Origin of the sequence: Sphingomonas abaci, from assembly GCF_014199625.1 — a bacterium.
GTDB classification, from domain to species: domain Bacteria; phylum Pseudomonadota; class Alphaproteobacteria; order Sphingomonadales; family Sphingomonadaceae; genus Sphingomonas; species Sphingomonas abaci.
The window spans coordinates 179,542-205,810 of the sequence record NZ_JACHNY010000001.1; the positions used below are offsets into that span (position 1 = coordinate 179,542).

A 26,269-nucleotide genomic window follows, 5' to 3' on the forward strand; every position below is an offset into this window, starting at 1 on the left:
CTTCAGCTTTCCGGGAGGTTGCCGGGCTCGGTAAATGCACGATTAGCCACGCAGGAAAGCTAACGAATTGAAAAGGTTCGGCGGGATAAGCCCGGGCATCTCCAAAGGAAGCTTGATGCCGCCCGTTTCACGTTATTCGCTGCTGGGCTTCGCCGCCGTTACCTCCTGGGCCGGGCCGGCGTCGGCGCAGAACCGGTTTGACCAAGCTGATCCTACGATCGTCGAACAGGCACTGCCACGCCCAACTACAACTGCTCAGAGTGCGCCGATACTGCAAACGGAAGCGCGGAGCGCAAGCGTTGCCGCAAGTACAGCGATCACCGGAACGATAAACGCCGTCGTCATCGACGGAGCAGCGCCCGAGGATGATGCCAGCTATGCGCCCGCCTATTTACCGTTCATCGGTCGGGAGCTCAGCCGGACAGAACTTGCCGACCTCGCAGGCCGCATCGCCGAGGTAGCGCGCCGTAACGGCTTTCCATTCGCCAGCGCTTCGATCGGAGCCCAACGCGTGGCGAACGGCATCCTGCATGTCAGCCTGGACCTGGGCAAGGTGGATGCCGTGCGGGTCATCGGCGCGTCGAACGCCGCAGCGGATGCGCTGCTCAACCGTCTCCTGGTCACCGGCGGGCCAGTACGGCGCGATCAGCTCGAACGGGCGATCCTGCTTACGGGCGATGTGCCGGGCGTGCGGGTGACGAGCAGCCGGTACACCAAGCAGAATGGCTTTGGCATCCTGCTCGTGACCATCGCAGCCGACCGGGCGAGCGCCTATGTGCAGCTCGACAATCGCGGCAGCGCCGAGGTGGGTCCGGTTCGCTCAACCATTCTCGCTAATGTGCGCGGCATCGCCAGCGCCGGCGACGAGCTGGCGATCCTGTCATCGCAAACCCCGCTACAGCCGAGCGAGTTCGTCTTTGTACGAGGGCGCTATAGCGCCCCGATTGACCAGGCAGGCTCGGTGCTGTCGGTAGCAGCTTCGTACGGCCGCTCGCATCCAGGGGCCTCGTTGAAGCCGCTCGATGTCAGAGGCCTGAGCACCGATGTTGCGGTCGCCCTCACCCATCCCGTCCTGCGCAGTCGAGCCTCCAGCTTGTGGGTGGGTACCGAGTTCAGGGCCGCTGACATCAAGCAGACCCTGGCGGGGAGGCGCATCCGCAATGACCGGTTGGCAACGCTTTCGGTCACGTCGAACGGCTTCACGCCCATAGGCCCTGGCATCCTGCGCGGTGAGATCGGAGCCACGGTCGGCTTGCCACTGCCCGGGGTAAGTCATCAGGGCGACGCCATGACGTCGCGGTTCGATGGCGATGCCCGCTTCGTCCTTGCCGGCTACACTGCCGACTGGACGATCAACATCGCGCGGCCGTTCAGCATCGTCGTCGCCTCGGCCGGGCAGCTGGCATCGCGCCCGCTCCTCGCAACTGCGGAGATCGGCCTTGGCGGCCCCGCATTCGCGCGCGGTTACGACTATGCCGAACGCACCGGTGACACCGGCATCATGGGCTCCTTGGAGCTGCGGGCCGATGCCGGCAAGATCATCCCGGGCATCATCAATCGCCTGCAGCTCTACAGTTTCGTTGATGGCGGCCGCGTGAGCAATCTGCGTGGCGGGCTGGGTGGCGGTCAGCTCTACTCGCTGGGTGGTGGCGGCCGCTTCGGCCTGGGAACGGCCGACGGGATGATCGAGGTGGCGCTGCCGTTAAACGCCAACCGTTTCGACACGGGCACGAAGCGGCCGCGGATCTCCGTCCGGCTGGCAAAAGCGTTTTGATGATGGCTCGTCGACCGCGCCGCTCGTCCGCGATCATCCTGCTGGTCGCGGCATTATGCGGATCGATCCTGTTGGTGCCGGCGATTGGCGGCCCCATCGACCGGATTATCGACCCCGTTCGCTTTGCGGTGCATCACCGCTCCGCCAGCAAGACCACCGTTGTGGTCGAAATGGATGCGGCCAGTGTCGCCGCCATCCGAAGCTGGCCATGGCCGCGGCGCCATTACGCGCAAGTCATCGATGCGCTTCACCACGCTGGCGCCGCCACCATTGTCTTCGACGTCGACTTCTCGTCCCGCTCGACGGTTGTGGACGACCGCCTGATGGCCGATGCCCTGGCCCGTGCCGGGGGGAGCGTCGTGCTCCCCACGTTCGCGCAACGAGCCGGGGAAAACGACGGTCGCAGTTTGGACGCCCTGCCGATCCCGGAATTCCGCCCCAACGTCACGCTCGCCTCGGTCAGCATGGCCCCCGATGTCGACGGCATTGTCCGCTCCATGCCCATGGCGACGATTACCGCAGGCGTTCCCCGCCCGACGCTCTCTGCCTATGTCGCCAGCCGTTCAGGACAGGCAGATCAGACCTTCCCCATCGATCTGTCGATCGATCCTGCAACGATCCCACGCCTCAGTTTCGCATCCGTCATGCAGGGCCATTTCGATCCTGCGGCCGTTCGTGGGAAGAACATCCTCATCGGCACGACGGCGATCGAGATGGGCGATCGCTACGCCGTGCCGCTGTGGGGGGTCTTGCCTGGCGTGATCATCCAGGCGCTGGCCGCTGAGACGCTCATCGTCGGGGTCCCTCAGCAGGGGAATGCAGTCATTCCCCTGCTGGCCGCCCTGCTGCTCGGCGTTGCCATTCTGTGGCGGCGCCACACGTTAGGCTTGATCCTTTCGACGACGGGCGCAATCGTCGCGTTCCACGTGGCTGTTCTCGCGGCGCAATATGCCTTGTGGATCGATTACCCGATAGCCAGTGGCCTGGGAACGATCTGCCTCGTGGTTGCAGGCTGTGTCACCCGCGATATCGTTCGCCGCTTCCGGATGCAGAGCCAGACAGATGAGACGACCCTGCTGCCCAACCGGTCGGCATTTACGCGTCGAAGCTTTGCGCAGCCCGTCGATGTCGCCGTCGTTAAGATCGACAATCTCGATGCCATCGCCGCGGTTCTTGGCCCGCAGGAACTGGCGAATGCCCTCATTCGAACGGCAGAGCGACTGAAGCTCGCCAGCGTCGATCATCAGGTCTACCGAGTCCGCGGCCATCACCTGGCCTATGTCGTTGCGGCGGATCAGCAGTTGGACGATGCGATGGCAGGGTTGCGCGCGATCCTCCGGCAACCCGTCGAGGTCAACGGCCGCCGCATTGATGTCCTGACCTCGGTGGGGGTAGCTCACGGGACCGATCCGGCGACTTTGCTGACCGATGCCGCACTGGCCGCTGAGCAAGCGCAGGCGGCGAATACCTTCTGGCGGCAGAGCGTCGCGAACCATGGCAAACTCGAGCGATCGCTGTCGCTGATGAGCGATCTGGAAGACGCCATGGCGGCAGGCCACATCGAGGTTTTCTACCAGCCAAAGCTGTCTCTTTCGACCAACCGGGTGACCAGCGTCGAGGCGCTGGTCCGTTGGCGCGATCCAGAACGTGGTTTTATCGGTCCGGATCAGTTCATCCCGATGGCGGAGCAGACCGGCCGTATCCAGGCCCTGACCCTGCACATCCTCGCCATCGTGCTAAACGATGCCAGCCATTGGCGCAGCCTGGGGTATCCCATGACTGCCGGAATCAACATCTCGGCGACGTTGCTGACATCCAAGGCGTTCAACGATGAAGTCGAAGCCCTACTCGCACGATCCAGCGTGCCCGCTGGTGACCTAATCTTCGAGGTTACCGAGTCCGCCGCGATGGATGATCAGGAAGCAGCCATTGTAGCACTGCGCCGTTATCGCGATCTGGGGGTCGCCGTCTCAATGGACGACTATGGTACCGGCCAGTCGACCCTCAGCTACATCCAGCTCCTGCCGCTTAGCGAACTCAAGATCGATCGCAGCTTTGTGCAATTCGCGCATCAAAATGCGAGCGATGCGATCCTGGTGCAGTCGACCATCGATCTGGCCCATCGGCTGGGCATCAAGGTCGTTGCCGAAGGGATCGAGGACGAGGCTTGCCTTGAGTTCCTTCGTGCAAACCACTGCGATCTGGCCCAAGGGTACCACATCAGCCGGCCGGTACCGGTTGCCGACCTTCTACGCTTCGTTGGCGATGTACGAGGAATGGCGGCGTAGACCCAGAAGTGGTCGTTCGAGGTCGCCTTCCCCGTCCCCAACCCGGCCATCCGTTCATCACGGAAGCGGCAGGCGTGCGGCGCTTGCTTCAAGGCGAACGAAGCGCATGCGCCGGAAGGAGAGCTGACAGGCCGCCCGCGCCGAAGGCCAGCACAAGATGGACTACCGCTTGGACCCCTCGGCGAGAGCTCGTTACATCCTCGCATTGGGAAATCCCCGACGCATTTTCACGACCTTTGGATTGTTGCTGGCATCTTCGGCGCTTGCGGCGAATCCGGTCATACCACCGCCCGCCGATCCGCTGACGGTTGAGATGGAGACTGGTGACGCCGACCGTTTCGCTGCCTTGTTCGAGGCAGCGGGCGGGACGCTCTCCGCCGAACGGTTACAGCGCGACTATATGGATCGCGGCAGCTATGGCGTTAAGGTCTTCACGCCAAACCGTATCAAAGATGCGGCCGACCTCGTCAATCGCGTCGCGGCGAAGCCGGGCGTCTATGCCCGCGCGGTCAGGACCTGCCTACCGATCGTGAATCAGACGACAGCCGAGCTACGCGCTACCTATCTAGCCTTGCATGGCCTGTTCCCGGACAAGCCGCTCCCGCAATTGTTCCTGGTCGTCGGCGCCGGCAACTCGGGCTGTACGGCGGCTCCGGGTGCGCAGGTGCTCGGCCTGGAGGTATTGTGGCGCGGGGCGACCACGCCGGATGCGCTGCGGGCCATTGTTCGAGGCTTCTATGCGCACGAGACGACTCACCCTCTTCAAGGCGGCCTTCCAGCCGGTAACATCCTGCTCGCCAGCGTGCTGCAGGAAGGAGCGGCCGACTTCATCGCCGAGCTTGCCACCGGCCGGCCGATGGACCAGGCGCGCGCGGATTGGGCGATGCCGCGCGAAGCCGAACTCTGGAAACAGTTCGAGGCGGACTTGAAGGCGACGCGCGGCGCGACCGCCGAAACCGAGCTGAAGCCCGGCACGAACGCCAGTGAACCTTCTATCGTTGGATCGCCAATCACAACAGCGCGCCGGAGGGCTGTCCCGGTGAGGCTGGTTACTGGATGGGACAACGCATTTGGCAGCGCTGGTGTGACAAGCAGCCGGACAGACGCGCTGCGTTGCACGATATACTTATGCCGAAGAACCCCGAGGCTGTCCTTGCGGCGGGGACCTTCCGGGCGAACTGAGCAACCCAAGCCTTCACGCAGGGCAAGTTGGTCGCGGTCGCGCCTAAGCGTCCGCCAGTGGGCGTGAGCGGGCGTGATATGCGGCGAACATCCCCGTCGAATGATGCCTCGCACTCTCTCCGTCAAAGGCCAGATATGTAATTCGATGTACCCATGCGGTGACCCAGAGCATTCGCGCGCACGATCGCAAATCGTGTCCGATTGGACGGTCGTCGGCCCGGTCATTCCGCTATGTGCGGGGATTGAATCACCTCCTTGTGTCAGCCTCTCGCGACGCGATCCTGGCATTCGTCTCAGTCAGGTCGACGACGTGAACGGTAAGTGGCCCCATGCGTGAGGGGATGCGGCTGCCGAGCGGCACACCGAAATTGGCCCGAACCGTGAAGCGGTCGATCCGGTAAATGCCGGGACTGTTTGGATCCAGAGCCAGCGGGACATAGCGTCTCGCGCTGACGTGCCGCACGATGCCAACGCGCCACTGGCCCAGTCCAGTGGTTCTCAGCATTTCCACGTCCGCAGTATGCCCATCCGGGCGGATCCAATAGCCGATGTCCGCCCACCGAACGGGATCGCGATCATAGCGATCGCTTGTACCCGGAGGGGGATTGATGTCCTCGACGGGCGGTGCCGACAGCAAGGTAGGCGCTTGGGTGGCGGATTGTCGCAACCGGGTTGCCAGGGCCTCGATTGCGCCCTTGTCGCCCCTGCGATTGGCGATACGGGCAAGGAGGACATCGCGTACTTGATTCATCGCCGGTTGGCTTGGTCCAGCGATCGTCGCCCCCTGCCTCACCAACTTATCCGCTTCAGCATAGCGATTGCGCATGAGGGCGAGCCAAGCGCGCCGGTAGGTGGCGGCGGCCGCGATCGAACGGTGATCGTTTGCGAGTGCCAGCCGCTGCGCCTTTTTGTAAATGTCTTCCGCCACGTCCGGCAGGCCAAGGCCCAGCATATCGTCGGCGCGGCGGATTTCCTCAGTCAATGTGGCAGGCGTTGTCGCGCCGAGATGCTCGCGAAGCAACACCACATTCTGCCGTCCGGCGTGTTTCCAAAGGTCCTTATAGCCTTCATGTTCCGCGACGGTGGCGAGCGTGGCGTAAAGGCTTGAAACAGGGCCTGGCAGCTCTGCGGCATGTTTTTTGTTGCGGTGTATCGCTTTCTGAAGGGTGCGGTGTGCATCCGCATAGCGGCCTGCGCCGAATTGCTCGACAGCGGCCTGCAGGGACGCTTCGACGTCCTCTGCGGGAGGACATTGTCGCTGCAGACAATCCGTCAGCCCTTTCTCCGCGCGGCGCCCCAGGACAATGACTTCATCAGCGTCAAGCGTTTGTGGAGTCGCCGGGACCAGCTGTGCCGTCACCGACAGGAGCACGGTCGTCACGATCATAACGGTCAAGCTCCTCGGCTCTGCACAGACTGGATCAGGGCTCCTGCGGCGAAAGGCCAGACGGCGCTCTGCAACGCGCCCATGATGCCTGCGAACAACTGGCTCTTCGCAACGCCTTTGACGGATTGGGCGCCTGCACCAACGACCAGGCCATGAACCTGCTGCGTTGTCAGAGTGGCGATCGATATCGCGCTGATAACTCCACCGACGAAGATCACGGCGCTGAGCACGAAGAGAATAGCGGGAGCCCGGCGGGTCAATATGGCGGTGAACACATCCATTGAAGCCTCCTGCTGGCAAGCAAGTGATTGTGTCACACTGCTTTTCAGTGAGGCTGAACGAGAAGCCCGAGAAAGGAAAGCATGTTCGTCGCCGATGTGGATGTTACCTGATCAGCGCGGCGGACGGACCGTCTTCCGGTGGCCGAGTTCTGGCCCGGAAGTTACCGAATTTCGGCTTGATGTACCCGATTATACCCAACCTGCCCCATGTTCGTCACGCACTCCCCAAGGGATGAAGGTCGATCAGTTCCAGCAAAGCGATCCATCATCGCGCCGGTGCGGTCGACCACGGCCACGTTCGCGCACACTTTGGTGACGCAGCCCCGTTTCGAACCGTTTGAGCAGCTTTGAACAATCGGAATCGAGGCGAACCGCGTGTCGCCACCAGTCTCTGTGCGAAGCGAGATCGCCTCGGTTGAAGGCATCCATGGCAGAGTGCTGGGCAACATATCCACTTCCACGTGCTCGGCAATACAAGCCAGTCCCGCCGTGGCAAACAGCCATCCTTCCCTCTACCGGGAAAAATATCGGCAAGTGTGACCAGCGCCAACAAGTCGCCACCCAATGCAAGGTGCCGCAGATTGGGCATATACAAGCCGCACCCGTGTTCGCTTCTGATCGATCAATAACGCCAAAGAGCAGCACATGTACTGGAAGAGTTTCGTGCGATCATCCGTGCAGATTACATCGCGAAGCCATGAAGGCAACGTCCGCTCCCCGCCGTACTCGACGGCCAATCGCAGCGAAGAAGCCCTCCGTTATGCCCCGCCTGCTCGTTCTTGAGCCCCGCTCTCCAGGTAAGGCATACCCTGCTCATACTCCATCTTGGACGGTCTCGTGCGAGCGTCCGAGTATGGGAAAGGAAAGCACACGTTGATCCCTTATCAGTCTCGCGCTCGAACGACACAACACGGTCGTGACCATGCAGCCTGATGAATAGCAGCCCGTTATCGATTGCGAACATCGCCCCATCGTTGCCGCGGACGTAAGCCATGTCCGCCCCGCGCCACGTGTCAATCGTTGCTGGTGAACCGAGTATGGCGACAACCTACTGACGCGACGTCCCTTCGACCGAATGTCGCGTGAGGACGTCGGACAGCACACGAACGCGTCACGGGTATTCTTTTGCAGGCTACATCCGAATTTGTGCCCAACGCGCAAATCGTTGACTTGCGGCGTACATCAGAAAGCACGTACTGCGCTTTCGATCGTCGAAGCCTAGTCTTGATGTACAATCCATCAACACCGAAAAAGCGATGCAATCTACGGCTGAGTTGGTCAGACTTAATTATCGATTTACCGCTAGCACCACCGCCAGAGGTTCTCGTCGTAAACGTTCTTGGCGGGATTGTTGTTCCCCCTATGACCCCTGAGGTTGTCGGATGCCTCGCTGCCACAGATAAATCTAGTGCCATTCCAACCGATACAATGTCACCGCCGATCCCTCCGCGTAGTTGAAAATGTTGATTGCGAACAGCAAGCTAGCGGGATTGCCGATGACTGTGATCACGGGGGTACTCCCACACACCTGGGACGAGGCCCACACGCGGTCGTCCAAATTCCCCTGCCCGCTCCCCAACCTTGGAAATTTGTTCACGTTCATAGCCTCATTCTTCGGCGTAGATGCCAAACTGTTCTTTGGCGCGATGATCATGCACCGGTGACAGGTAGAGTATAACGGGATCAACGAACGGTTTGAGCATATGGTTCGCCACCGAGGTCTGATCTCGCCGACTTGTGCGTTGGCAGGCTAAAAGGTCTTGGCCGGCTTGATCGGCCGGCTAAGATATCGAATATCAGCGCATCGCGAAGTGCGTCGCGACGTCGTAGATGTAGTCGCGCCCGCGATACAGCGCATCGACGGAGATGCGCTCGTTGAGCCCATGCGTGCCCGACGATGCGGGATCGTTCCATAATCCCGGAATGCCATAGGTCGGTATCCCGATCTTGCTCAGATACGTCGCATCGGTCGCACCCGCCGATTGAGTCGGTATGACCGGGACGCCCGGGAAGTGCTTCGCGCCGATCTGGGCGATCGGTTTCAAGATGGCTGGGTCGAGTTCCGGCGTGATGGCGACCGGCCGCTCCTGGATCGCACTACGTAAAATCTTGACCTCAGGGTCTGCGACAGCCTTTTCGATGGCGGCCTTGGTCTGCTCCGCCGTCTCCCCGGGCGCGATCCGACAATTTACGCCCGCGGTTGCACGCTGCGGGAGGGAGTTGGCGGCATGTCCAGCCGATAGCAAGGTCGCAACGCAGGTCGTGCGCAACAGGGGGTTCAGACTCGGATCGGCTGCCACCAAAGTCGCCGCTGCTGCATCGGCAGGCTGCTGGCCGAGGCGAACCATCGCTGCGCCGATTGCATCCTTCCGCATGGCACCTGCCTGAACGAGATAGGCCTGGGAGACGGGATTCAGATGAACCGGGAACTGCAGCGTGCTCAGCCTGGTGAGCGCCGCGGCCAGTCGGTAGATGGCATTGTCCGGCATTGGTTGCGAGCTGTGGCCGCCCCGGTTCGTTACCTCCAGGACGAAGTTGCGGGGGCTTTTCTGCGAAACCTGAACGCCAAGCGTCTCCGGACCGCCGCCTGGCGCCGTGCGGCCACCGCCGCCCTCGTTGAAGGCAAATCCCGCCTTCATCAGTTCAGGACGATGATCCACCAGCCAACCGGCGCCGTTGAGCACGTGCTCGTTGGTCCCCTCTTCACCACAGGTAAGGGCCAGCTTGACCGTCCGTTGCGGCTTTACGCCACTCTGCTTCCAGCGGATGAACGTATCGGCGAAAATCGCAGCCTGCGCCTTGTCGTCACTCGCGCCGCGCGCATAGAAATAGCCATCTTCTTCGATCAGCTTGAATGGGTCACGCGCCCAATCCTCACGGTTCGCTTCGACCACATCGATATGGGCAATTAACAGCATCGCTGGCAGACTGGCGTTGGCGCCGGCCCAGTTCACGACGAGACCGCCGTCACGCGGTCGTTCGGAAGGCGTATAGAGCGTCAGTTCCCGATCCGTGAAGCCGACCTTCCGCAATCGATCGGCAACGAGCGTCGCGGCCTTTGTGCAGTCACCGACCGACGAGGTCGTGTTGGTCTCTACCAGTTCCTTGTAGAGCTCACGAAAAGCAGCCTGGTCGGGTCGCTTGGCGGCTTGCTGCGCGGTCGCTGCCAGGGGCTGGATGATAGTTGCCACCGTGGCCAGGAATGCAAAGGATGTGCGTGTCATGGGTGAAATCCTGTTCGACTGAAGCTTTACGGCAAGGCCGGACGCCAGGTTCGTCATCAAAAGCCCTTGCGCATGTTGATGCCGATCGTCCGGGGCCGGCTGGCGACGAAATAGTCCGGGGAACCGGTCGCCGACGCGACGCGGTTCAGACCATATTTGTTGAAGAGATTGTTCGCGAAGAGGAAAACCCCAAAGTTCGAGGCGCCCTGCACGCCGAGGCGCGCATTGAAGATACTGAAGTTGCCGATCTCACGGTAGAAGGCGTTCGTGCGACGAAGCTCCGTGTTCATCTGCCCCGTATAGGTCCAATCGAGCCGTACGAATCCGTCCAGCCCGGTCCGGATCGGCGGGGTGTACTCCACGCCGGCCGCTGCCGTCGTGCGCGGGATGTAGGTCAGCACATCACCAGTACGGCCCGGCGCTGTCACGAAGCCGGTGGAGTCGACTTGGTCGGATGTCAGCTCCGCCTTGTTATAGTTGAAGCTGGCATTCAGAGTGACATGCTGCACCGGTCGTGCGAACGCCTCCAGCTCGACCCCCCGTACACGCACAGCAGCCAGATTGTAGATGAAGTTGAAGTTCCCACCGCCCTGCTGAAGCGTGGACACCGAGGTCTGCACTTCGCTCCAATCCGTCTGATAGATCGCGAGGTTGAGGGTCGCCTTGCGGTCGAACCACGACGTCTTGGCACCAAGCTCGTAATTCCATAGCGAGTCCGGTCGATAGACGAGGTATTGCGCCGGCAGATTCGGTATGTTGTTGGCGCCGCCCGGACGGAAGCCCTGTGCGGCATTCGCATAGACCAGGACGTTGCGGGTGGCGCGCAACTCTGCGTTGAATTTTTTAACCCAACCCTTGGCGTTCGCCTGCGTCTCTTCATAGGGCCGCGGCTGCTGTCCGTTGGTGAAGTTGTATCCCTGATATTCACCACCGACCGTCTTCGTATAGTCGAAGTGCCGCAGGCCCACCGTGAGGGTAAGGGGTGAGAACAGCCGGTATCCCAGTTCGCCGAAAAACGCAGTCTGCTTGACGCTGGTCAGGATGTTGCGGCCGCCCAGATTGTCGACTGGGTCACGCTGCCCACCGGTCTGCGGATCACCCGCGAAAGGCAACGTATCCGTTCGATCAAATCGGTCTTCGTGAAACACCCCTACCGAGTAGCGCAGAGGCCCCTCGCTGTTCGAAGCCAATCGCACCTCCTGGATGAAGTTGCGAACATAACGCGGTTGGTAGGCGCCAAAAGGCGCCTTCGAGCGGGCGTATGTCTGATAGGCGGTACGCTGCGCGGCCGTGCAGGTCGTGGTCGGCACCCCAAGCGCAATGCTTGTATAGAGTGGGCACCACCGGGCACTCGACACGACGCTGGCAAAGGCGGCATTGTTGTCGTTCGTGCTCTCGACATCCCAGCGGTACCAGGATGCGCTCGTTGTCAGTGTCGCGAAGCCAAGATTGAACTTGCCAACGCCATTATAAAGCTGAAGCTTGTCATGCCACGGCTGCCGGACCTGAAAGTCGGCCAGAAACGGTCCGAGGACCGAGCTGTATTGCGACGTTCCGTCGATGTCCTGCTTCTGCAGAATCGCAGTCGCGACGATCGATATGTCGTCATTCGGGGTGAAGCCGAGCATGACGCGCCCGCCCTTCTGCGTCGCTCGATTAATGTTCCTGCCATCGAGCACGGTGTAGTCGACGTAGCCGCCCTGCCGCTCACCATATCCGACCACGCGCAGCGCCAGCGTGTCGGCGATGATCGGCACGTTCAGCGCGCCTTTGGCAAAGAAGCCGATGCCGCCGCCCTGCGTGTCGCTCATCTGAACCTCAGCCGCGCCTTCATACCGGCTGGCGTTCGGCTGGTTGAACAACACTCTTAGCGTGCCCCCCATCGATCCAGAGCCGTAAAGCGTCCCCTGCGGTCCTCGAAGCACCTCTACCCGCTCGACGTCGAAGAGATTGAGGTTGGGCGTATTACCCGCTGGGTCTGAACTTGTGCCGGAGGGCCCACTGAGCGGCGTCTCTCCATAATAGAGTCCTACTGTCGCCTCTCCTGAGGCTTGCACCCCACGAATGGATACCCGCGTCCGACCGGAGTCGCTCTCCGTAAGCTGCAACCCCGGGACCTGCCGTATGATGTCGGCGATGCCGGTCGCCCCTAGATTCTGCAATCGCTCGCCGCCAAGCGCGGAGATGGAGATGGGTGTCGTCTGTACCGTCGAACTTCGCCTCAGAGCCGTGACGACGATCTCTCCACCGGCGTCCTCGGTGACAGCCGGACGGTCGACCGCCTCTGATGTCTCCTGTGCAAGAAGTGGGAGCGGTACCAGCAAGCCGGCACACACCGGCAGCGTGAAGCATGCTACGGACCTCATCTTTCCCCTTTTCATCAGGCACTTGCCCGGTTTCGAGCGCCGCGGGGAAGGAGGACGATATCTCCTATCGATTCAATAGGATTTAAACTTTGATACCGACAAGCGAAATGACGCCATCCCGCGCTTGACCTGCGCGCTGCCATGAGCCTTGCCAGAAAGAGCGCGAACGCGAGACCGACGTCCAGGGCACCTCGTGCCCGAATTGCGCGAAAGGTCATTCAGGTTGGGCAACGGGCTGCTGCCAGGTATCCAGTCCCGGCTTGGTGGATCAGATCGACGATGAAACGGTCTGGCTCTGACGTCCAGATCTTGGCGATGTATTCGTAGGGTGTAAGGCCGCTGAGCGTCTTGAGCCTTGGCGCAAAGTTGTAGGCGGCCATGAGGTCGGCGAGGTGCGTTCCGGGCTGTTCGTGGGTGTCGTAGTGGAAGCGCTTGACAGTCGCTTCCTTGATGGTTCGGTTCATCCTCTCGACTTTGCCGTTCGTCCAGGGATGGCTTGGCTTGGTGAGCCTGTGCTCCGACCTGCGCGGCGACTTTCGGATGTTCCGCACCGACCGGCTTGCCGCCATCGAGTTTCGGGGCGAGCGCGACGCGGAACGCCGCGCAGCGCTCAGGCGGCGCTGGCTTACCCTGATGGGCAAGCCACGCAAGGCGGGAGCAACGCAACGTCGCTAAGTCTTACCAGACCTGAAACCGGCCGTTCACTGGCCGATTTGATGTTTCAACTTCCGCTGTCCGGTCGCCCGGATAGGGTAGAAAACGAAGCCGGCGAGCGGGTTCATAAACGGCTGGGATAGTGATTCGCAGCCGGGTAAGAGGACCACGTAGCGGGTGGCATCGATGCGCCACCATGATAGTCTCCACCGATGCTAGCCAACTTTCTGACGCCGGCCTATCTACCGTTCGCGATAGCGTTCTTCATCATGATCGGAATTGGTCTAATCGAGGCGGTCGGTCTGGGACTCGGCCATCTCGACCTGAGCGCCGACGTCGGCGTCGACGGACATGAAGGGGTGCTGGACTGGCTGGGCCTGAGCGGCGAGTTGCCGATCCTGATCTGGCTGACCTCTCTACTCGGATGCTTCACCCTGACCGGGGTTGCCATTCAGCAGGGCGTGTCCACTTTCTTCGGTGCACCGCTGACATGGCCGTTGGCTTGTTTAAGTGCATTGATCGGCGGTGGCCTCCTCAACGTCGGGGCTGCTCATGGCCTTGCCCGGATCATGCCGGGCTATGAAAGCAGCGTGATCTCGACGGACGACCTGCTGAGACGCCGTGGCACGATCCTTGAAGGCGTAGCGCGGCGCGGTTCGCCCGCCCGGGCCAAGGTCGTCGACCAGCACGGACAGGCGCATATCGTCATGGTCGAACCGCACGATGATACAACCGTCATCAGGGCGGGTGAGCGTGCGTTGCTGGTCCGACGAGAGGGGCAGCTGTTCTTCGTCCTGGCGGAAGATAATTCTCTTCTTCGATCGATCTGATACATACGACGATCAACTGGGGGGACCAAATGCCTGCATCGCTACTGAACGTCCTGATCTACGCAGGCATCGTCCTGCTCGCCTTCATCATCATTGGCGTCATACTGACCCGTCTTTATCGCCGCGCGACCAAGGATGTGGCGCTGATCCGAACCGGTTTCGGAGGTGAAAAGGTGGTGCTGAACGGCGGCATCATGGTCATTCCCGTTCTGCACGAACTGATGCAGGTCCGCCTGACAACGGTGAAGCTGGAGGTATCGCGGCTCAACAAGGACGCGCTGATTACGCTCGACAAGCTGCGGGTCGATGTCGTCGGCCTGTTCCATATCAAGGTCAAGCCCGACGCAGAGTCGATTGCAGCTGCCGCACAGACTCTCGGCGACTCCGTGAACAATCCTGATGCGGTCAAGTCGCTGCTCGACGGCAAACTGGTCTCGGCGCTACGGTCGGTCGCCGCGACGATGACGATGGAGCATCTTCACGCCAATCGCGCGGACTTCATCCAGAAGGTGCAGGAGGCACTGCTCACCGATCTGGACATGAACGGGTTCCACCTCGAATCGGTGTCGATCACGCATTTCGACCAGACCGCCTTTGAGCATTTCAACGAAAACAATGCTTTCGATGCCGAAGGTCTGACCGTCCTGACTCGGACGATCGAGGAGCGCAAGAAGACCCGCAACGATATCGTCGCGACCAACCGGGTGGCGATCGAACAGCGCAACCTGGAGGCCAACAACCAGTCGCTGGAGATCGCGCAGGCCGCCGAGCAGGCGCGGTTGCTCCAGGAGCAAACCTTGTCCGCACGCCGCGCCGAGCAGGCCACTGCGATCGCAACGGCCGAGGCGGAGCAGACCCGCCTCGCCGAAATCGCGCGGATCACCGCCACGCAGGCACAGACCGTGGCGCAGACCGAGGCCGACAAGGTGATCAAGACGGCCACCATCGCACGCGATGGCGCGATCCAGACGGCAACGATCGAACGCGACCGTACGATCGAGATCGCGCGCATCACGACTGCGGTGCAAACCGCGCAGAAATCCGAGGAAGAGTCTACGGCTACGGCCGCCGCCAACGAGGCACGCGCTCTCGCAGTCCGCGCCGAGGAAAGTGTCGCAACAGCCAAGGCAACGGAGATCGCCAACCGCAACAAGAACGTCGCGGTGATTGCCGCGACCCAGCGCGCGCAAGAAGAAGCCGTGCAGATCACCGTCGCTGCAACCGCCGAGAAAGAGGCCGCGGAGGCTCGCGCGAGTGCCCTTCGTACCGAGGCCGTCGCCGAAGCCGATGCCGAAAAAGCACGCGCCGAGGGTCGGGAGGCTGCCTTCAAGGTCGATGCCGCCGGCCAGGCATCGCTGAACGAGGCCACGAACATCCTCAGTGATGCGCAGACCGCTCTCCTGATCCGCAAGGCTATGCTGGAGGCCCTGCCCGCCATCATAGCTGCTGCCAGCAAGCCCATGGAGAACATCGATCGGATCAGCATCGTCGATGCTCGCGGTCTTCACGGCGAGACGCCTGGCAGCGACGCTGGCGGCAATGGGGGGCATCCAAACCTCGCGGATGCCGCAGTCTCCGCAGCGATGCGGTACCGGGTGGGCGGTCCGCTTATCGATGGATTGATGGCGGAACTCGGCATCGCTGGAGGTTCACTCAACGGGATGCTATCGGGGACAAGCGCAGCCGTTCAACCGTCGCTGAGGACAGTGCCGCTCAATGGCGCAGCTCCGGCAAAGGATAATCCCGCTTCAAGACCGGCCTGACGAACATTCCGCCATCCTGAGCGAGGCAGGGGCTGCCCATTAGCCGTCGTTCGCTCAGGTGACGCGTCGTGATCGGCGAACAGCCGACGGTCAGCACCGATCATCCAGATAGGCCGCGAGTTCTTCGGCCGTCCCGTTCGGAAAGGATTGCCGCAAATGCTCCAGGAACGCCGACACCCTGGCGTTCAGCAGGCGTCGCGAGGGGTAGAGCGCCCATAGCGCGATCGGTGCGGCCGGGACGTCACCCAATGCGATCAGTCGCCCTCTCGCGATGTCCCCGTTGACCAGCGAGAGGGGCAAGCGGGCCACGCCGGCACCAAGACGCACCGCATCTCGTATCATTACCAGCGAGGACAATCGGAGCACCGGATCGACCGCGATCGCGCGTTGCCCATCGGCGGTGTCGATCGTCCAGCTGCTCTCGACGTCGCGGTCGCGCACCACGGCAGGGAAGATGCCGCCGGCCAGCGGCGACAGGTCAGGTGCAGCGACGACGACCAGGCGGTCGTGGAGGAAGGGTCGACCCACCAGTGCATCGTCCGCCGCCGGATTTACGCGGATGACCAGGTCATAGCTTTCCTCGATCATGTCGACCGCGCGGTCGTCGGTCGTGACCTCCAATCGGACGTCGGGATGGCGCTGCGCGAACCCGGCCGCCAGCCGCCCCATCGCGGTCTGGGAGAAAAGCAGGGGCGCGCTGATCCTGAGGCGTCCACGCACCGCCGCGCTGCCCGATGCGATCTCGATCGTCGTCTCCTCCAGCTCTGCCAGCAGAGCGCCTGCGCGTTCGGCCAGCGCCCGCCCCTCCTCGGTCAACTTGAGGTCGCGCTGGCCGCGCTCGAACAGGCGCAGGTCGAGCGCGGCCTCCAGCTCCGACACGCGCCGCGACAGCGTCGCCTTGGGCCTGCGCGCGGCACGCGCGGCTTTGCCGAAGCCGCCATGGCGGGCGACGAGCGTGAAATCGGCGAGCGCGAGTAGGTCCATATCGTTCCACCCATGAGACGGTGCGTCTAGATTGTGTGCCTAGTTGCCGGAACATGGATCACGCATCTTGCTCGGGTCAGCAAGACCCAAGGAGAAGCCACATGACCATCCTCGTAATCGGCCCCACCGGGCGCGTCGGCCGCCACGTCGTCGAACAGCTTGTCGCTCGCGACGCCTCTGTCCGCGTCCTCACCCGTGACCCTGCCAAGGCGGCGTTTCCGACGGGCGTCGATGTTGCCAAAGGCGATCTTCTGGATATCGACTCACTGCGCGCCGCCTTCGTTGGCGTAAGGACGCTGTTCCTGCTCAATGCGGTGACCGGTGACGAGTTCACCCAGGCGATCGTCGCGCTGAACGTCGCGCGAGAGGCCGGTGTCGATCGCGTCGTCTATCTGTCGGTGTTCGACGCCGACCGCGCCGTCAACGTGCCTCACTTTGCGGTGAAATCGGGTGCCGAGCGGATGCTCGAGGCGATGAACTTCGGCGCCACCATTTTGCGTCCGACCTATTTCATCGACAACGAGGCGATGGTGAAGGACGTGATCCTTCAGCACGGTGTCTATCCGATGCCGATCGGCGGCAAGGGCGTGGCCATGGTCGATGCACGCGACATCGCCGAGGTCGCGGCGATCGAGCTGATCCGGCGCGATCGCGCACCTGAAAAGCTGCCGATCGAGACGATCAACGTGGTCGGTCCCGAAACGCTGACCGGCGAGGACGTGGCAGCGATATGGTCCGACGTCCTGGGCCGCCCCGTCGCCTATGGCGGCGACGATCCCAGCGGCTTCGAACAGAATATGGCGACGTTCATGCCGCGCTGGATGGCCTATGAGATGCGGCTGATGGCCGAGCGCTACGTCAGCGACGGGATGATCCCGGAAGCAGGCGACCGCGAGCGCCTGGCCAGCCTGCTCGGCCGGCCCCTGCACGACTATCGCGAGACGGCAGTCCGGCTCGCTTCGGCCTGATCTTCGGGCTGCGGCCCGGCGGCCGGCGGGTTGAGTCCCGTCGGCCGCCGCATTTCGCGCGTCAGGCGGCGTCCTCCATCCAGGCGATCGCATCTGCGCCAGCGGGTATCTTGAGCGGTGCGGACGGGTTGGTCGCGGCATCGAAGACGGCAGCTGCGACGTCCTGGGCATGGGTGACTGGCCCCGTGTCCTCCTGGAACTGTTTCATCATGCCCTCGATCAACGGCTTATAGTCGGGATCGTCGAGACCGCGCAGGTGCGGCCTCGCATTCGCGCCGAACTGCGTCGTCGGGGAACGGCCGGGCAGCACGATGTGGACGCGCACGCCGAACGGCTGCATCTCGACCGCCAGGCTTTCGGTGAGCGCATTCACCGCGGCCTTGCTGGCGCGATAGGTGCTGACCAGCGGCAGCGGCTTCAACGTGACGGTCGAGGTCACGTTGACGATCACGCCGGATCGGCGCTCGCGGAAGGCCGGCAGGAACGCCTGCATCATCGCAAGCGTGCCGAGCATATTGGTCTCGAAGAGTTGGCGCGCCGTCTCGAACTCGATGAGCTCGATCGGGACCGCGGCGCCGAAACCGGCATTGTTGACCAGCACGTCGATCGGCCCCGCCTGCGTGACCGCACTGGCGATGCTGTCGCGGTCCGTGACGTCGAGCGGCAGGATGGTCAGCCGGTCCGATGACGGCATCAGGTCCGGGTCAGGCGTGCGCATCGTCGCGACGACACGCCAGCCGCGGTCGAGGAACAGCTTGGCGGTTTCGAGACCGAAGCCCGAGGAACAGCCGGTGATGAGGACGCTGGGCATGTCTTGCTCCATTGACGAGTATGGGAGCGCCGGAGATGGTTTCCGGGGTCGAGACTGACTATGGTCGTCAATCCTGACTTCATTGGCGATCGTCCTGATATGAGCATCGATCCGCTTGCCGACATCGTGACCCTGCTGCGGCCCTCCGCGAGCTTCTCGAAACTCGTTGAATATGCCGGGCGCTGGCGCATCCGCCGCGACGTCGAGGGGAAGCCTGTCTATTTCGCGGTGCTGGAAGGCGAATGCCGGGTTGTGAGCGCCGGCCAAGCCTCGGTCGTCGTACGGGCCGGCGACTTCGTGCTGCTGCCGGCCACGGGCAACCGGGCCATAGACGGGATCGAGAGCATGGACCCACCGCCGTATGGCGCCGTCATGAGCCCGACCGAGATCGGCGAGGGTCGGTTCCGCATCGGACAAGCCGATCAGCCCGTCAATCTGCGCATGCAGGTCGGGATTTGCAGTTTCGCGTCACCGGACGCCGCTCTGCTCGTGTCGCTGCTACCGGCGATGGTGGTGGCCCGTGGCGAGCCGCGGCTGGCCACGTTGATGGATTTGGTGGGGGACGAGACCCGCAAGGCAAGGCCAGGGCGTGAATTGGTGCTGGAGCGCTTGCTCGAGGTCCTTCTGATCGAGGCGTTGCGCTGCGGCTCCAGCCCCGCCGCTATGCCGAGCCTCGCGCGAGGCCTGTCCGACGATCGGCTGGTTGCCGCCTTGCGAGCCATGCACGCGCGCCCCGCGCATCCGTGGACGGTCACGGACTTGGCCGCGGAGGCGGCCATGTCGCGCTCCGCCTTCTTCGCGCGCTTCACCAGCACCGTCGGCATACCGCCCATCGCGTATCTGCTTACCTGGCGGATGGCGTTGGCGAAGCGCCTGTTGCGCACGCGCGGTCTCGCGATCGGTCAGGTCGCCGCCGAGGTCGGCTATGGATCGGCCAGCACATTCAGCACCGCCTTTACCCGGTACGTCGGCATGCCGCCCATGCGCTATGCGCGAGCGCCGGAGCAGACCTCAATACGCGAATAGCGTCTTGGCATGGCGCAATGCTTTGACCCGGATCCGGGCATTCACGCCTACTTGCCTGCTTCCCAACCTCCAACACTCATTCATCTCCCCGTCATGGCCTCGTTTACCACGTGATTTCGCTGCTGCGGATATCGTGATGTGTGAGGGAAGCGGACTGAAAGACAGAGCGGGCCAGGCTATCCAGAGCGGTTTCCATTCAGTCTGGGTCACAGCCGCAGAAGCTGGAGTTGTTGGCGCATTGCTGCGGCTGGAATAGATCGACCAACCTGCCAATGCGAGACCACAGGCCGGAGACGGTCCGCTCTCCGGCTTTGCGGAGCATGGCCTTGAGGCGGGCGAACGCCTTTTCGATGGTTTGAAATCGGGGCTGTGGGGCGGGAGGAACATGAGGCGGGCGGCGGCCGTCTCGATCGGGTTGCGTATGCTGGCGCGCTTGTGGCTGGACAGGTTGTCGATGATGACGATGTTGCCGCGCTTGAGGTCGGGCACGAGCACCTGGCCGACATAGGCCTCGAACCAGTCGCCCTTGATCCGGCCGTCGAGCACCATCGGTCCGACCATGCCGGTCATGCGCAGGCCTGCGACCAGCGTAGTCGTCTTGCGGTGGCCGTGCGGGGGGTAGCCCATCCGCAGCCGCTCGCCTCGTCGGCAGCGGCCGTGGTTCCAGGTCATGTTGGTCGCCGTCCAGGTCTCGTCGATGAACACCAACCGCGCAGGCTCGAGATCGAGCTGCCCGTCGCACCATGCCTCGCGCTGGCTCAGGACGTCGGCGCGGTCCTGCTCGATCGCGTGGCCAGTCTTTTTTTGCGCGTGATCCCGTGGCGGGCGAAGAAACGGTGCAGCGTCGAGATCGCCACCGCGACGCCCACCTGGCCCCAGATCCCGGCGCAGTTCGTCCAGCGTGATGTCGCGCCGCGCTTCGTGCAGCGCCAGGATCGTGGGCGCATGCGCCTCGATCCGACGCGACCGCGGGTCCCTGCCCTGCGCCTTGGCGGCATAGCCACCCGTGATGCGGCGCTGGTCGTGCCAGCGGATCACCGTCGCGGCCGCCATTCCGAACCGCCGCGCCGCAGCCCGGCAGCGCCCCCCCTCGTCAACCGAAGCCAGCGTTCGCGACCGCAGGTCCATCGACAAGGGCTTGCCCATCCATGCCGGCCTCCATCCAGCCAGCAGCGTGGACCAGATCGGCGCGCCCGTGCAAATCCCTCTTCGACTCAGGTCGGCCGGAAAACGCTCTAGTCGCACAGATGAACGAAAGGCCGCTTACGCCGCCTCAGCGCCCGATAGCGGTCAGTCTGTGATCCACCAAGTGCAGACAATTTACCTGCAGCCACTGACACGAACGTTGCCGGCATAGGTGCCCCAGCTGTCACCACTCTGGTACTGGCACCCCCCGTTTTTTCTCCAATCTGATCGAGAGCAGCTGCCCCCTGATCGCTAGTCGTAGCAGGCCACGAGGAAGGCACGGATCATGCGGCGGCGCGGCCGTCGGCGTCGTCGTTGGCGGCGGGCGTCGCGAGACCACCGTCCTGCGCCAGCTTCGCGAAGGCCCCGCCAGCCGCTAGCAGTTCGTCGAAGCCACCCTGTTCGACAATCCGCCCTTGGTCGAGCACGACGATCCGGTCGGCGGTACGCACGGTCGACAGGCGGTGCGCGATTACAAAGGTGGTGCGCCCCTGGCGCAAACGCTCCAGACTTTCCTGCAACCGCGCCTCGGTAGCGACGTCAAGCGCGCTCGTCGCCTCGTCCAGCAGCAGGATCGGCGCGTTCTTCAACAGTGCGCGCGCGATCGCGATCCGTTGCCGCTCGCCGCCCGACAGGCCGGCGCCGCGATCGCCTACGGGAGTGGCGAAGCCGTCGGGCTTGCGCATGATGAACTCATAGGCCCCCGCGAAACGCGCCGCATCCTCGATCTGTTCCATGGTTGCGTCGGGATTGCCCATCGCGATGTTTTCCGCGATCGAGCGGTTGAACAAGCCGGCTTCTTGGAAGACCACGCCGGTTGCCGCACGCAGTGAGGCAAGTGTGACACCCCGAATGTCCTGCCCGTCAACCAGGATGCGTCCCTTCTCGGGATCCCAGGCACGCTGGAACAGCCCCAATGCGGTCGACTTGCCCGATCCGGTCGGACCGACGATCGCCACCGTCTCGCCCGGTGCCACCTCGAAGCTAAGGTCGTGTACCGCACCCGATCCGGTCGGATAGCGGAAGGATACGTCGTCGAAAGTGACGCGGCCGTGCGCTACTGCCAGCGGGCGAGCGTCGTTGGCCTCCGCGATATGGCTCTGCTGGTCGAGCACCTCGAAGAACTGGCGCAACGCTGGCAGTCGTTGCGCGATGTTGACGATGAAGCCAGTGACCGTCTCGAGCCGCGCGATCATCAGCGTGGCGAAACCGACAAACGACACCACGTCGCCGATCGTTGCAAGACCACGCCCTATCAGCGCAGCGCCGATGCCGAAAACCGAGACGATCGCGATTGATGAAGCACCACGCGTCAGCACCGCTGACACCGCCCACCAGTTGAGCACCGGATATTGCGCATGCAGCAGGTCGTGGAGCGAGCGGCGGACGTTGCCCATCTCGCCAGGTACCGCCAGAAAGCTCTGGAGCACGGTCACGTTGCCGAACAGGTCGCCCAGATTGCCCGAAATGTCGGTAAAGCGATCCTCGACACGCGCCTGTCCCGTGGCGGTGTGGCGCATGACGAGCAGGTTAACCGCGGAGTAGACCAGCATCAGCACCAGCAGCACCATGGCGAGCCGCCAGTTGGTCAGTAGGGCGATCGGCAGCAGCAGCGTCAAAATGCCAATGTTCGTGATCTGATCGCGCAACAGCGGCAGCCACAGGTTGAACAACCCGTCGCAGCCCGAGATCATGATGCGCATCAGCCGCCCCGAGCGCGCCTGGGTGTGGAAGGCCGGCGGCAGCGCGAGCAGATGTTCGACATAGTTCGACATCGCAGCGAGTCGGCGGCGGTGCGCCAGCCGGTCAGCAAGCAACGCGATCACGACACCGGCCGCAAAGACGGTGATACTGATGGCGCACCACATCCCGACATAGCGCATCGGATCGGCACCAGTGGTCAGTCCGTTCACCGCCTTGCCGAACAATAGGGGCTCGGCGACCTGTAACAGGGCGACCAGCGCACCCGCGCCAAGCAGCGAGCCGGCCTTCAGCCGCTCGGGACGCAGGAGCGCGATGGCGCGCGCGACGACGTGGAACGAGCGCGCGGGCTCAGTGGACATGGACATGGCCATCTCTCGAAAGGATGAGGACAGATTAACCAACCCCGCCTGCACGGCCGGCCGGGTTCCCGGCCTCCTAGCGCGACATGGTTAATGAAACATGGAGCGCCTTGTCGCCGCGAACGTCCGTTGGCGTTTTTCTCATTGATCCATGCTGGCCGTTTCAAGAACGTCTCAAGCAGCATCAATCGCTATTTTACGGGTATGCCAGACGCGCGCGGGTATTGCCCTTCCGTCTTCCAGCATGCTGATGGGCATCGGCGTGCTCCAGTCTGCACCGTGCTGTGGGTATGGGCCGTAGAAGAGCTCGCCCGGTGCCTGCCGGCGAGGCGCGTTCAGCCAGCGACGACGGCGATGCTCAGCGGCATCGTGGATCATGGGGCAACGCTGACATAAGGCTGCCAGTTTGTCGAAGGCGCTGTCGCCTGGATTGTGATGGAGGTGAGCGCAGACCGGCACCGTTTTGGTCCACTTGCCCTTGACCAGGATGTCCTCGGTGGGGCGTCGCGCGCGCCGCCCCCAGGCGCGCCGCCAGTAGGCCCGGTCTGCGTCCCACCACCGCCCGTCCCCGAGATGAAAGACGTGCGTCCCGTATGGCCGCCAGCAACGCTCGCAAACGCCGCCTGCCCTTTTGAAGCGGATTAAGCGTGAGATATGCTGCCAATCGACCGGGTAGAGAGAGACATGTTCGGGGCGGATGGGCATCAGCTTATCAGTCTTGCCGCAATTGACGATCCCCTGTCGAATCCGTGAGCTGAATTGTCAGGGTCGCTTGATCGGAAATCCCGATGGCTGCTTTTCACGGCGCAATTTGGTAACCTGCGCGTCCGTAAAGCTCATTGCACCGATGGGTTACGCCAGCGTAGATTGCATGCCGGCGACTGTCATTTTCTTGCGCCGCCAATAGAGACTGCAGGGCAAGCCTACGTTCGAAAAGCCCATTCCCCCACCCCAAGGGGTACAGTCGGGGGCATAACCGTCGGTGATCGCCGGCGTTAAGACGATAAAGCAAAGACTTTCAAGCGGATGGTCGAATAGACAGGATTACTGACCAATTTTTCCCGCGCGTTACGTCATTGATTTTGCGTCGCCATGCAACCCGCATGTCGGCGAGTTGCACAGCACGGAGTACAATAAGGGGTACAAGTGAACAAGCGCGGCTGAGCTATAAGCGTCGCTGCCATCTGCTTCGTCATTCGTCCGCGAAGAAGTCCTTATCGAGCCGCTTCACCGCGATGGTCCGGCTCACCCGAATGCCGACGCCATGTTCGACGATTAGACCCTTTTCGTCGATCACCGATGCTCCGCGAGACTACGAAAGGTGATCGACCAGCGCGGGTGTTCCATCGGCGCAATGCTGTGCTCCCAGTCGCGGCGGGCGGGTCCGCTCATGTGATAGCCGCCCCGGGGATCGAGCGGCACCGACACGCGGTCAAAACCGTCCGCGCGCCGCCGCCGGAAGCGCATCGTCGCCGGTTCGCCGAGGGAGATGCCGAGGACATGCCCGTAGATCGGCCGGTCGCGATGCCAGCCAATTCCGGCGCCTGGGTCGTAGCGGATCAGCAGCGCTTGGATCAGCGCCTCGGGCGCGAGGCCGGCGAAATCAGCCGCCCTGTCGCGAATAGATACGAGCCAGTCCGGCATGGGCGGCGCATCCGTGGGGCGCCCGACTTCGAAGTCGTAACTCCATCCGAAGGACGTTGTCAGCCGCTTGCCTGTCCAGCCCTGAAAGCGGAACGGCTCGAGGCCGGTCGCGTCGATCCGTTCGATCAACATGCGCTCCTCGTCCGCCGTGATCAGATTCGCCCGCGTGGCGAGCCCTGGCAGGAGCGGCGCATCGAACAGGTCGGGCATCACGCCGCCGCCTCCGCAAAGATCGGCAATTCGATTGCCACCACTGCCTCGGCCTCGACGAAGTTCGATACCGTTACGCCGACCAGTCGTATCCCCTTCTGGGTCGGCAGAACCGACCGGATCAGGTCGAGCGCCGCGCGGCGCAGGCCTTCGCGATTGGTGACCGCCACGGGCTGGCTGCGGCGTCGGGTGATCTGATGGAAGTCAGCGTATTTGATCTTCACCGTGACAGTGCGGCCGAAGGCTTGCCGTGCCTCGCACCACTCCCAGACATCGTCGGCCATATTGAGCACGCCGGCCTCGATCTCCCCGGGTTCCGTCAGGTCGCGGTTGAACGTCGTTTCCGACCCCGACGACTTTCGCACCCGGTTCGGATTGACCGGCCGGTCGTCTTGCCCGCGCGCGATGGCGTGATACCATTCGGCGGAACTGCCGAAATGCTGCTGCAGGAACGCCAGCGACTTGGCGCGCAGATCGGCCCCGGTCTCGATTCCGAGCCGCTTCATCTTCTCCGCCGTCACCGGTCCAACGCCGTGGAAGCGGCTGACGGGCAGCGTCTCGACCCAGGCGGCGCCCATGTCCGGCGTGACGGCGAACTGGCCGTTGGGCTTGCGGTGATCGGACGCAAGCTTGGCCAGGAACTTATTGTACGAGATGCCTGCCGACGCGGTCAGGCCGGTCTCCGCCAGAATGTCGGCGCGGATCGCCTTGGCGGTCAGCCATGCGGTTTCTAGGCCGCGCTTGTTCGCGGTGACGTCGAGATAGGCCTCGTCGAGCGACAGGGGCTGGATCAGGTCGGTATAGCGCGCGAACACGTCATGGATCTGGCGCGATACGTCGCGGTACACTTCGAAGCGGGGCGGCACGAAGATCAGGTCGGGACAGCGGCGCAGCGCGGTGACCGAGGGCAACGCGGATCGAACGCCGAACGTGCGCGCCTCGTAGCTGGCCGCAGCCACCACCCCTCGCGCGGCGGCATGGCCGACCGCAACCGGCTTGCCGCGCAGCGACGGATCGTCACGCTGCTCCACCGACGCGAAGAAGGCGTCCATGTCGACGTGAATGATCTTACGCACCGCCATGCGCACCTTTTAACGCATGCAGAACAGGATGTGAACATACTGCGCAAAAACGTCGGAAACCCGTCGCTTATCTCACATGCCCATCTCTTGGCGTGCATCCAAGCATGACGCCGTTCGAGCAATGCCGCGAACACCGCCGAGGCATCAGCCGGATGATCACCGCCGTGCGAAGAGGTCCATATTCGCATCGCCCCAAGCCTTCAGCGCTGCGATGATCGGCGACAGGGATCGGCCACGATCGGACAGGCTGTATTCGACGCGCGGCGGCACTTGGGCGAAGACCTCGCGCTCGATCAGGCCATCGGCCTCCAGCTCGCGCAGCTGGTTGGTCAGCATGCGCGGCGTCACGTCACCGACACGGCGGCGCAACTCGTTGAAGCGCGTGCGTCCGTCCTGCAAATGATAGAGGATCACCGCCTTCCACTTCCCATCGATCAGGCTCACCGCCGCCTCGACGGCGCAGCCCGGGGTACAATCGAGGCGGGAGTGACGGGCCTTCGCCATCGGGGCGGTATCCTTTTCGACACTATGAGCGTTTTTTGTGCCT

The 26,269-nt window shown here is 63.0% G+C and carries 20 protein-coding genes and 2 pseudogenes; 8 read left to right on the plus strand and 14 right to left on the minus strand.

The annotated features are described in order from the left end of the window. Window positions 1-115 precede the first annotated feature (115 nt). The 3 genes from GGQ96_RS00725 (at window position 116) to GGQ96_RS00735 (ending at window position 5,311) form a co-directional block, all read left to right on the plus strand. Window positions 116-1,774, plus strand: coding sequence for a ShlB/FhaC/HecB family hemolysin secretion/activation protein (locus GGQ96_RS00725; protein WP_184110619.1), 1,659 nt, complete (start codon window positions 116-118; stop codon window positions 1,772-1,774). Beyond that, complete coding sequence (locus tag GGQ96_RS00730; protein ID WP_184110620.1) at window positions 1,774-4,062, plus strand: putative bifunctional diguanylate cyclase/phosphodiesterase; 2,289 nt, start codon at window positions 1,774-1,776, stop codon at window positions 4,060-4,062. The genes GGQ96_RS00725 and GGQ96_RS00730 overlap by 1 nt, the downstream gene beginning before the upstream one ends. Window positions 4,063-4,219: 157 nt before the next feature. Next, window positions 4,220-5,311 (plus strand): hypothetical protein, encoded by a 1,092-nt coding sequence (locus tag GGQ96_RS00735; protein WP_184110621.1) that lies wholly within the window; start codon window positions 4,220-4,222, stop codon window positions 5,309-5,311. A gap of 180 nt (window positions 5,312-5,491) precedes the next feature. Here GGQ96_RS00735 and GGQ96_RS00740 read toward each other — a convergent pair whose 3' ends face one another. From GGQ96_RS00740 to GGQ96_RS00760, 6 genes and pseudogenes are all read right to left on the minus strand, one after another. After that, window positions 5,492-6,631, minus strand: coding sequence for a hypothetical protein (locus tag GGQ96_RS00740; RefSeq protein WP_184110622.1), 1,140 nt, complete (start codon window positions 6,629-6,631; stop codon window positions 5,492-5,494). 5 nt (window positions 6,632-6,636) lie between these two features. Continuing rightward, on the minus strand, window positions 6,637-6,912 hold the full coding sequence (locus GGQ96_RS00745; protein WP_184110623.1) for a hypothetical protein: 276 nt from the start codon (window positions 6,910-6,912) through the stop codon (window positions 6,637-6,639). 1,796 nt (window positions 6,913-8,708) lie between these two features. After that, entirely contained in the window at window positions 8,709-10,193 is a 1,485-nt protein-coding gene (locus GGQ96_RS00750; RefSeq protein ID WP_246359990.1) for a M20/M25/M40 family metallo-hydrolase, read from the minus strand. After that, on the minus strand, window positions 10,193-11,947 hold the full coding sequence (locus GGQ96_RS00755; RefSeq protein ID WP_246359991.1) for a TonB-dependent receptor: 1,755 nt from the start codon (window positions 11,945-11,947) through the stop codon (window positions 10,193-10,195). Before GGQ96_RS00755 ends, GGQ96_RS00750 begins: the two co-directional genes overlap by 1 nt. 72 nt (window positions 11,948-12,019) lie before the next feature. Continuing rightward, window positions 12,020-12,517 (minus strand): annotated as a pseudogene (locus GGQ96_RS21820) (TonB-dependent receptor plug domain-containing protein); the annotation flags it as partial. Window positions 12,518-12,716: 199 nt separating this feature from the next. Next, window positions 12,717-13,020, minus strand: a pseudogene (locus GGQ96_RS00760) (integrase core domain-containing protein); the annotation flags it as partial. Here GGQ96_RS00760 and GGQ96_RS00765 point away from each other — a divergent pair. The 3 genes from GGQ96_RS00765 to GGQ96_RS00775 all read left to right on the plus strand — a co-directional run bounded on the left by GGQ96_RS00765 (window position 13,007) and on the right by GGQ96_RS00775 (window position 15,749). Beyond that, entirely contained in the window at window positions 13,007-13,177 is a 171-nt protein-coding gene (locus GGQ96_RS00765; RefSeq protein WP_184112278.1) for a hypothetical protein, read from the plus strand. The pseudogene GGQ96_RS00760 and the gene GGQ96_RS00765 overlap by 14 nt on opposite strands. Before the next feature lie 191 nt (window positions 13,178-13,368). Continuing rightward, on the plus strand, window positions 13,369-13,986 hold the full coding sequence (locus GGQ96_RS00770) for an OB-fold-containig protein (protein ID WP_184110633.1): 618 nt from the start codon (window positions 13,369-13,371) through the stop codon (window positions 13,984-13,986). A 29-nt stretch (window positions 13,987-14,015) separates the two neighbouring features. Continuing rightward, window positions 14,016-15,749: a flotillin family protein gene (locus GGQ96_RS00775; protein ID WP_184110635.1), complete on the plus strand. Its 1,734-nt coding sequence runs from the start codon at window positions 14,016-14,018 to the stop codon at window positions 15,747-15,749. Window positions 15,750-15,839: 90 nt separating this feature from the next. Here the strand turns inward: GGQ96_RS00775 and GGQ96_RS00780 are convergent, their stop codons facing one another. Continuing rightward, complete coding sequence (locus GGQ96_RS00780; protein ID WP_184110637.1) at window positions 15,840-16,733, minus strand: LysR family transcriptional regulator; 894 nt, start codon at window positions 16,731-16,733, stop codon at window positions 15,840-15,842. Between the two features lie 101 nt (window positions 16,734-16,834). Between GGQ96_RS00780 and GGQ96_RS00785 the strand changes: the two genes are divergently transcribed. Further along, the gene (locus GGQ96_RS00785) at window positions 16,835-17,701 is read left to right on the plus strand and encodes an SDR family oxidoreductase (protein ID WP_184110639.1); all 867 of its coding nucleotides are present in this window, start codon (window positions 16,835-16,837) and stop codon (window positions 17,699-17,701) included. Between the two features lie 61 nt (window positions 17,702-17,762). Here GGQ96_RS00785 and GGQ96_RS00790 read toward each other — a convergent pair whose 3' ends face one another. Then, window positions 17,763-18,512: an SDR family oxidoreductase gene (locus tag GGQ96_RS00790; protein WP_184110641.1), complete on the minus strand. Its 750-nt coding sequence runs from the start codon at window positions 18,510-18,512 to the stop codon at window positions 17,763-17,765. A 60-nt stretch (window positions 18,513-18,572) separates the two neighbouring features. Here GGQ96_RS00790 and GGQ96_RS00795 point away from each other — a divergent pair, with 60 nt between their 5' ends. Next, window positions 18,573-19,538 (plus strand): AraC family transcriptional regulator, encoded by a 966-nt coding sequence (locus tag GGQ96_RS00795; protein ID WP_246359992.1) that lies wholly within the window; start codon window positions 18,573-18,575, stop codon window positions 19,536-19,538. 196 nt (window positions 19,539-19,734) lie between these two features. Here GGQ96_RS00795 and GGQ96_RS00800 read toward each other — a convergent pair. The 6 genes from GGQ96_RS00800 to GGQ96_RS00825 all read right to left on the minus strand — a co-directional run bounded on the left by GGQ96_RS00800 (window position 19,735) and on the right by GGQ96_RS00825 (window position 26,226). Continuing rightward, window positions 19,735-20,684 (minus strand): IS630 family transposase gene (locus GGQ96_RS00800; protein WP_246359993.1). Its coding sequence is split into 2 segments (ribosomal slippage): window positions 19,735-19,889 and window positions 19,889-20,684, totalling 951 coding nucleotides; the frame shifts between segments, so codons are not numbered across the junction. 323 nt (window positions 20,685-21,007) lie between these two features. Then, window positions 21,008-22,786 carry a glucan ABC transporter ATP-binding protein/ permease gene (locus GGQ96_RS00805; protein ID WP_184110643.1) on the minus strand — a complete coding sequence of 593 codons (1,779 nt, stop codon included), beginning with the start codon at window positions 22,784-22,786 and terminating at the stop codon, window positions 21,008-21,010. Window positions 22,787-22,960: 174 nt separating this feature from the next. Further along, window positions 22,961-23,491: a hypothetical protein gene (locus tag GGQ96_RS00810; RefSeq protein WP_246359994.1), complete on the minus strand. Its 531-nt coding sequence runs from the start codon at window positions 23,489-23,491 to the stop codon at window positions 22,961-22,963. A gap of 588 nt (window positions 23,492-24,079) precedes the next feature. Continuing rightward, the gene (locus GGQ96_RS00815) at window positions 24,080-24,640 is read right to left on the minus strand and encodes an alpha-ketoglutarate-dependent dioxygenase AlkB (RefSeq protein ID WP_184110645.1); all 561 of its coding nucleotides are present in this window, start codon (window positions 24,638-24,640) and stop codon (window positions 24,080-24,082) included. After that, a complete protein-coding gene (gene dinB / locus GGQ96_RS00820) occupies window positions 24,640-25,722 on the minus strand; it encodes a DNA polymerase IV (RefSeq protein ID WP_184110652.1) in 1,083 nt (360 codons plus the stop codon). Before dinB ends, GGQ96_RS00815 begins: the two co-directional genes overlap by 1 nt. A 156-nt stretch (window positions 25,723-25,878) precedes the next feature. After that, window positions 25,879-26,226, minus strand: coding sequence for a winged helix-turn-helix transcriptional regulator (locus GGQ96_RS00825; protein WP_184110653.1), 348 nt, complete (start codon window positions 26,224-26,226; stop codon window positions 25,879-25,881). Window positions 26,227-26,269 lie beyond the last annotated feature (43 nt).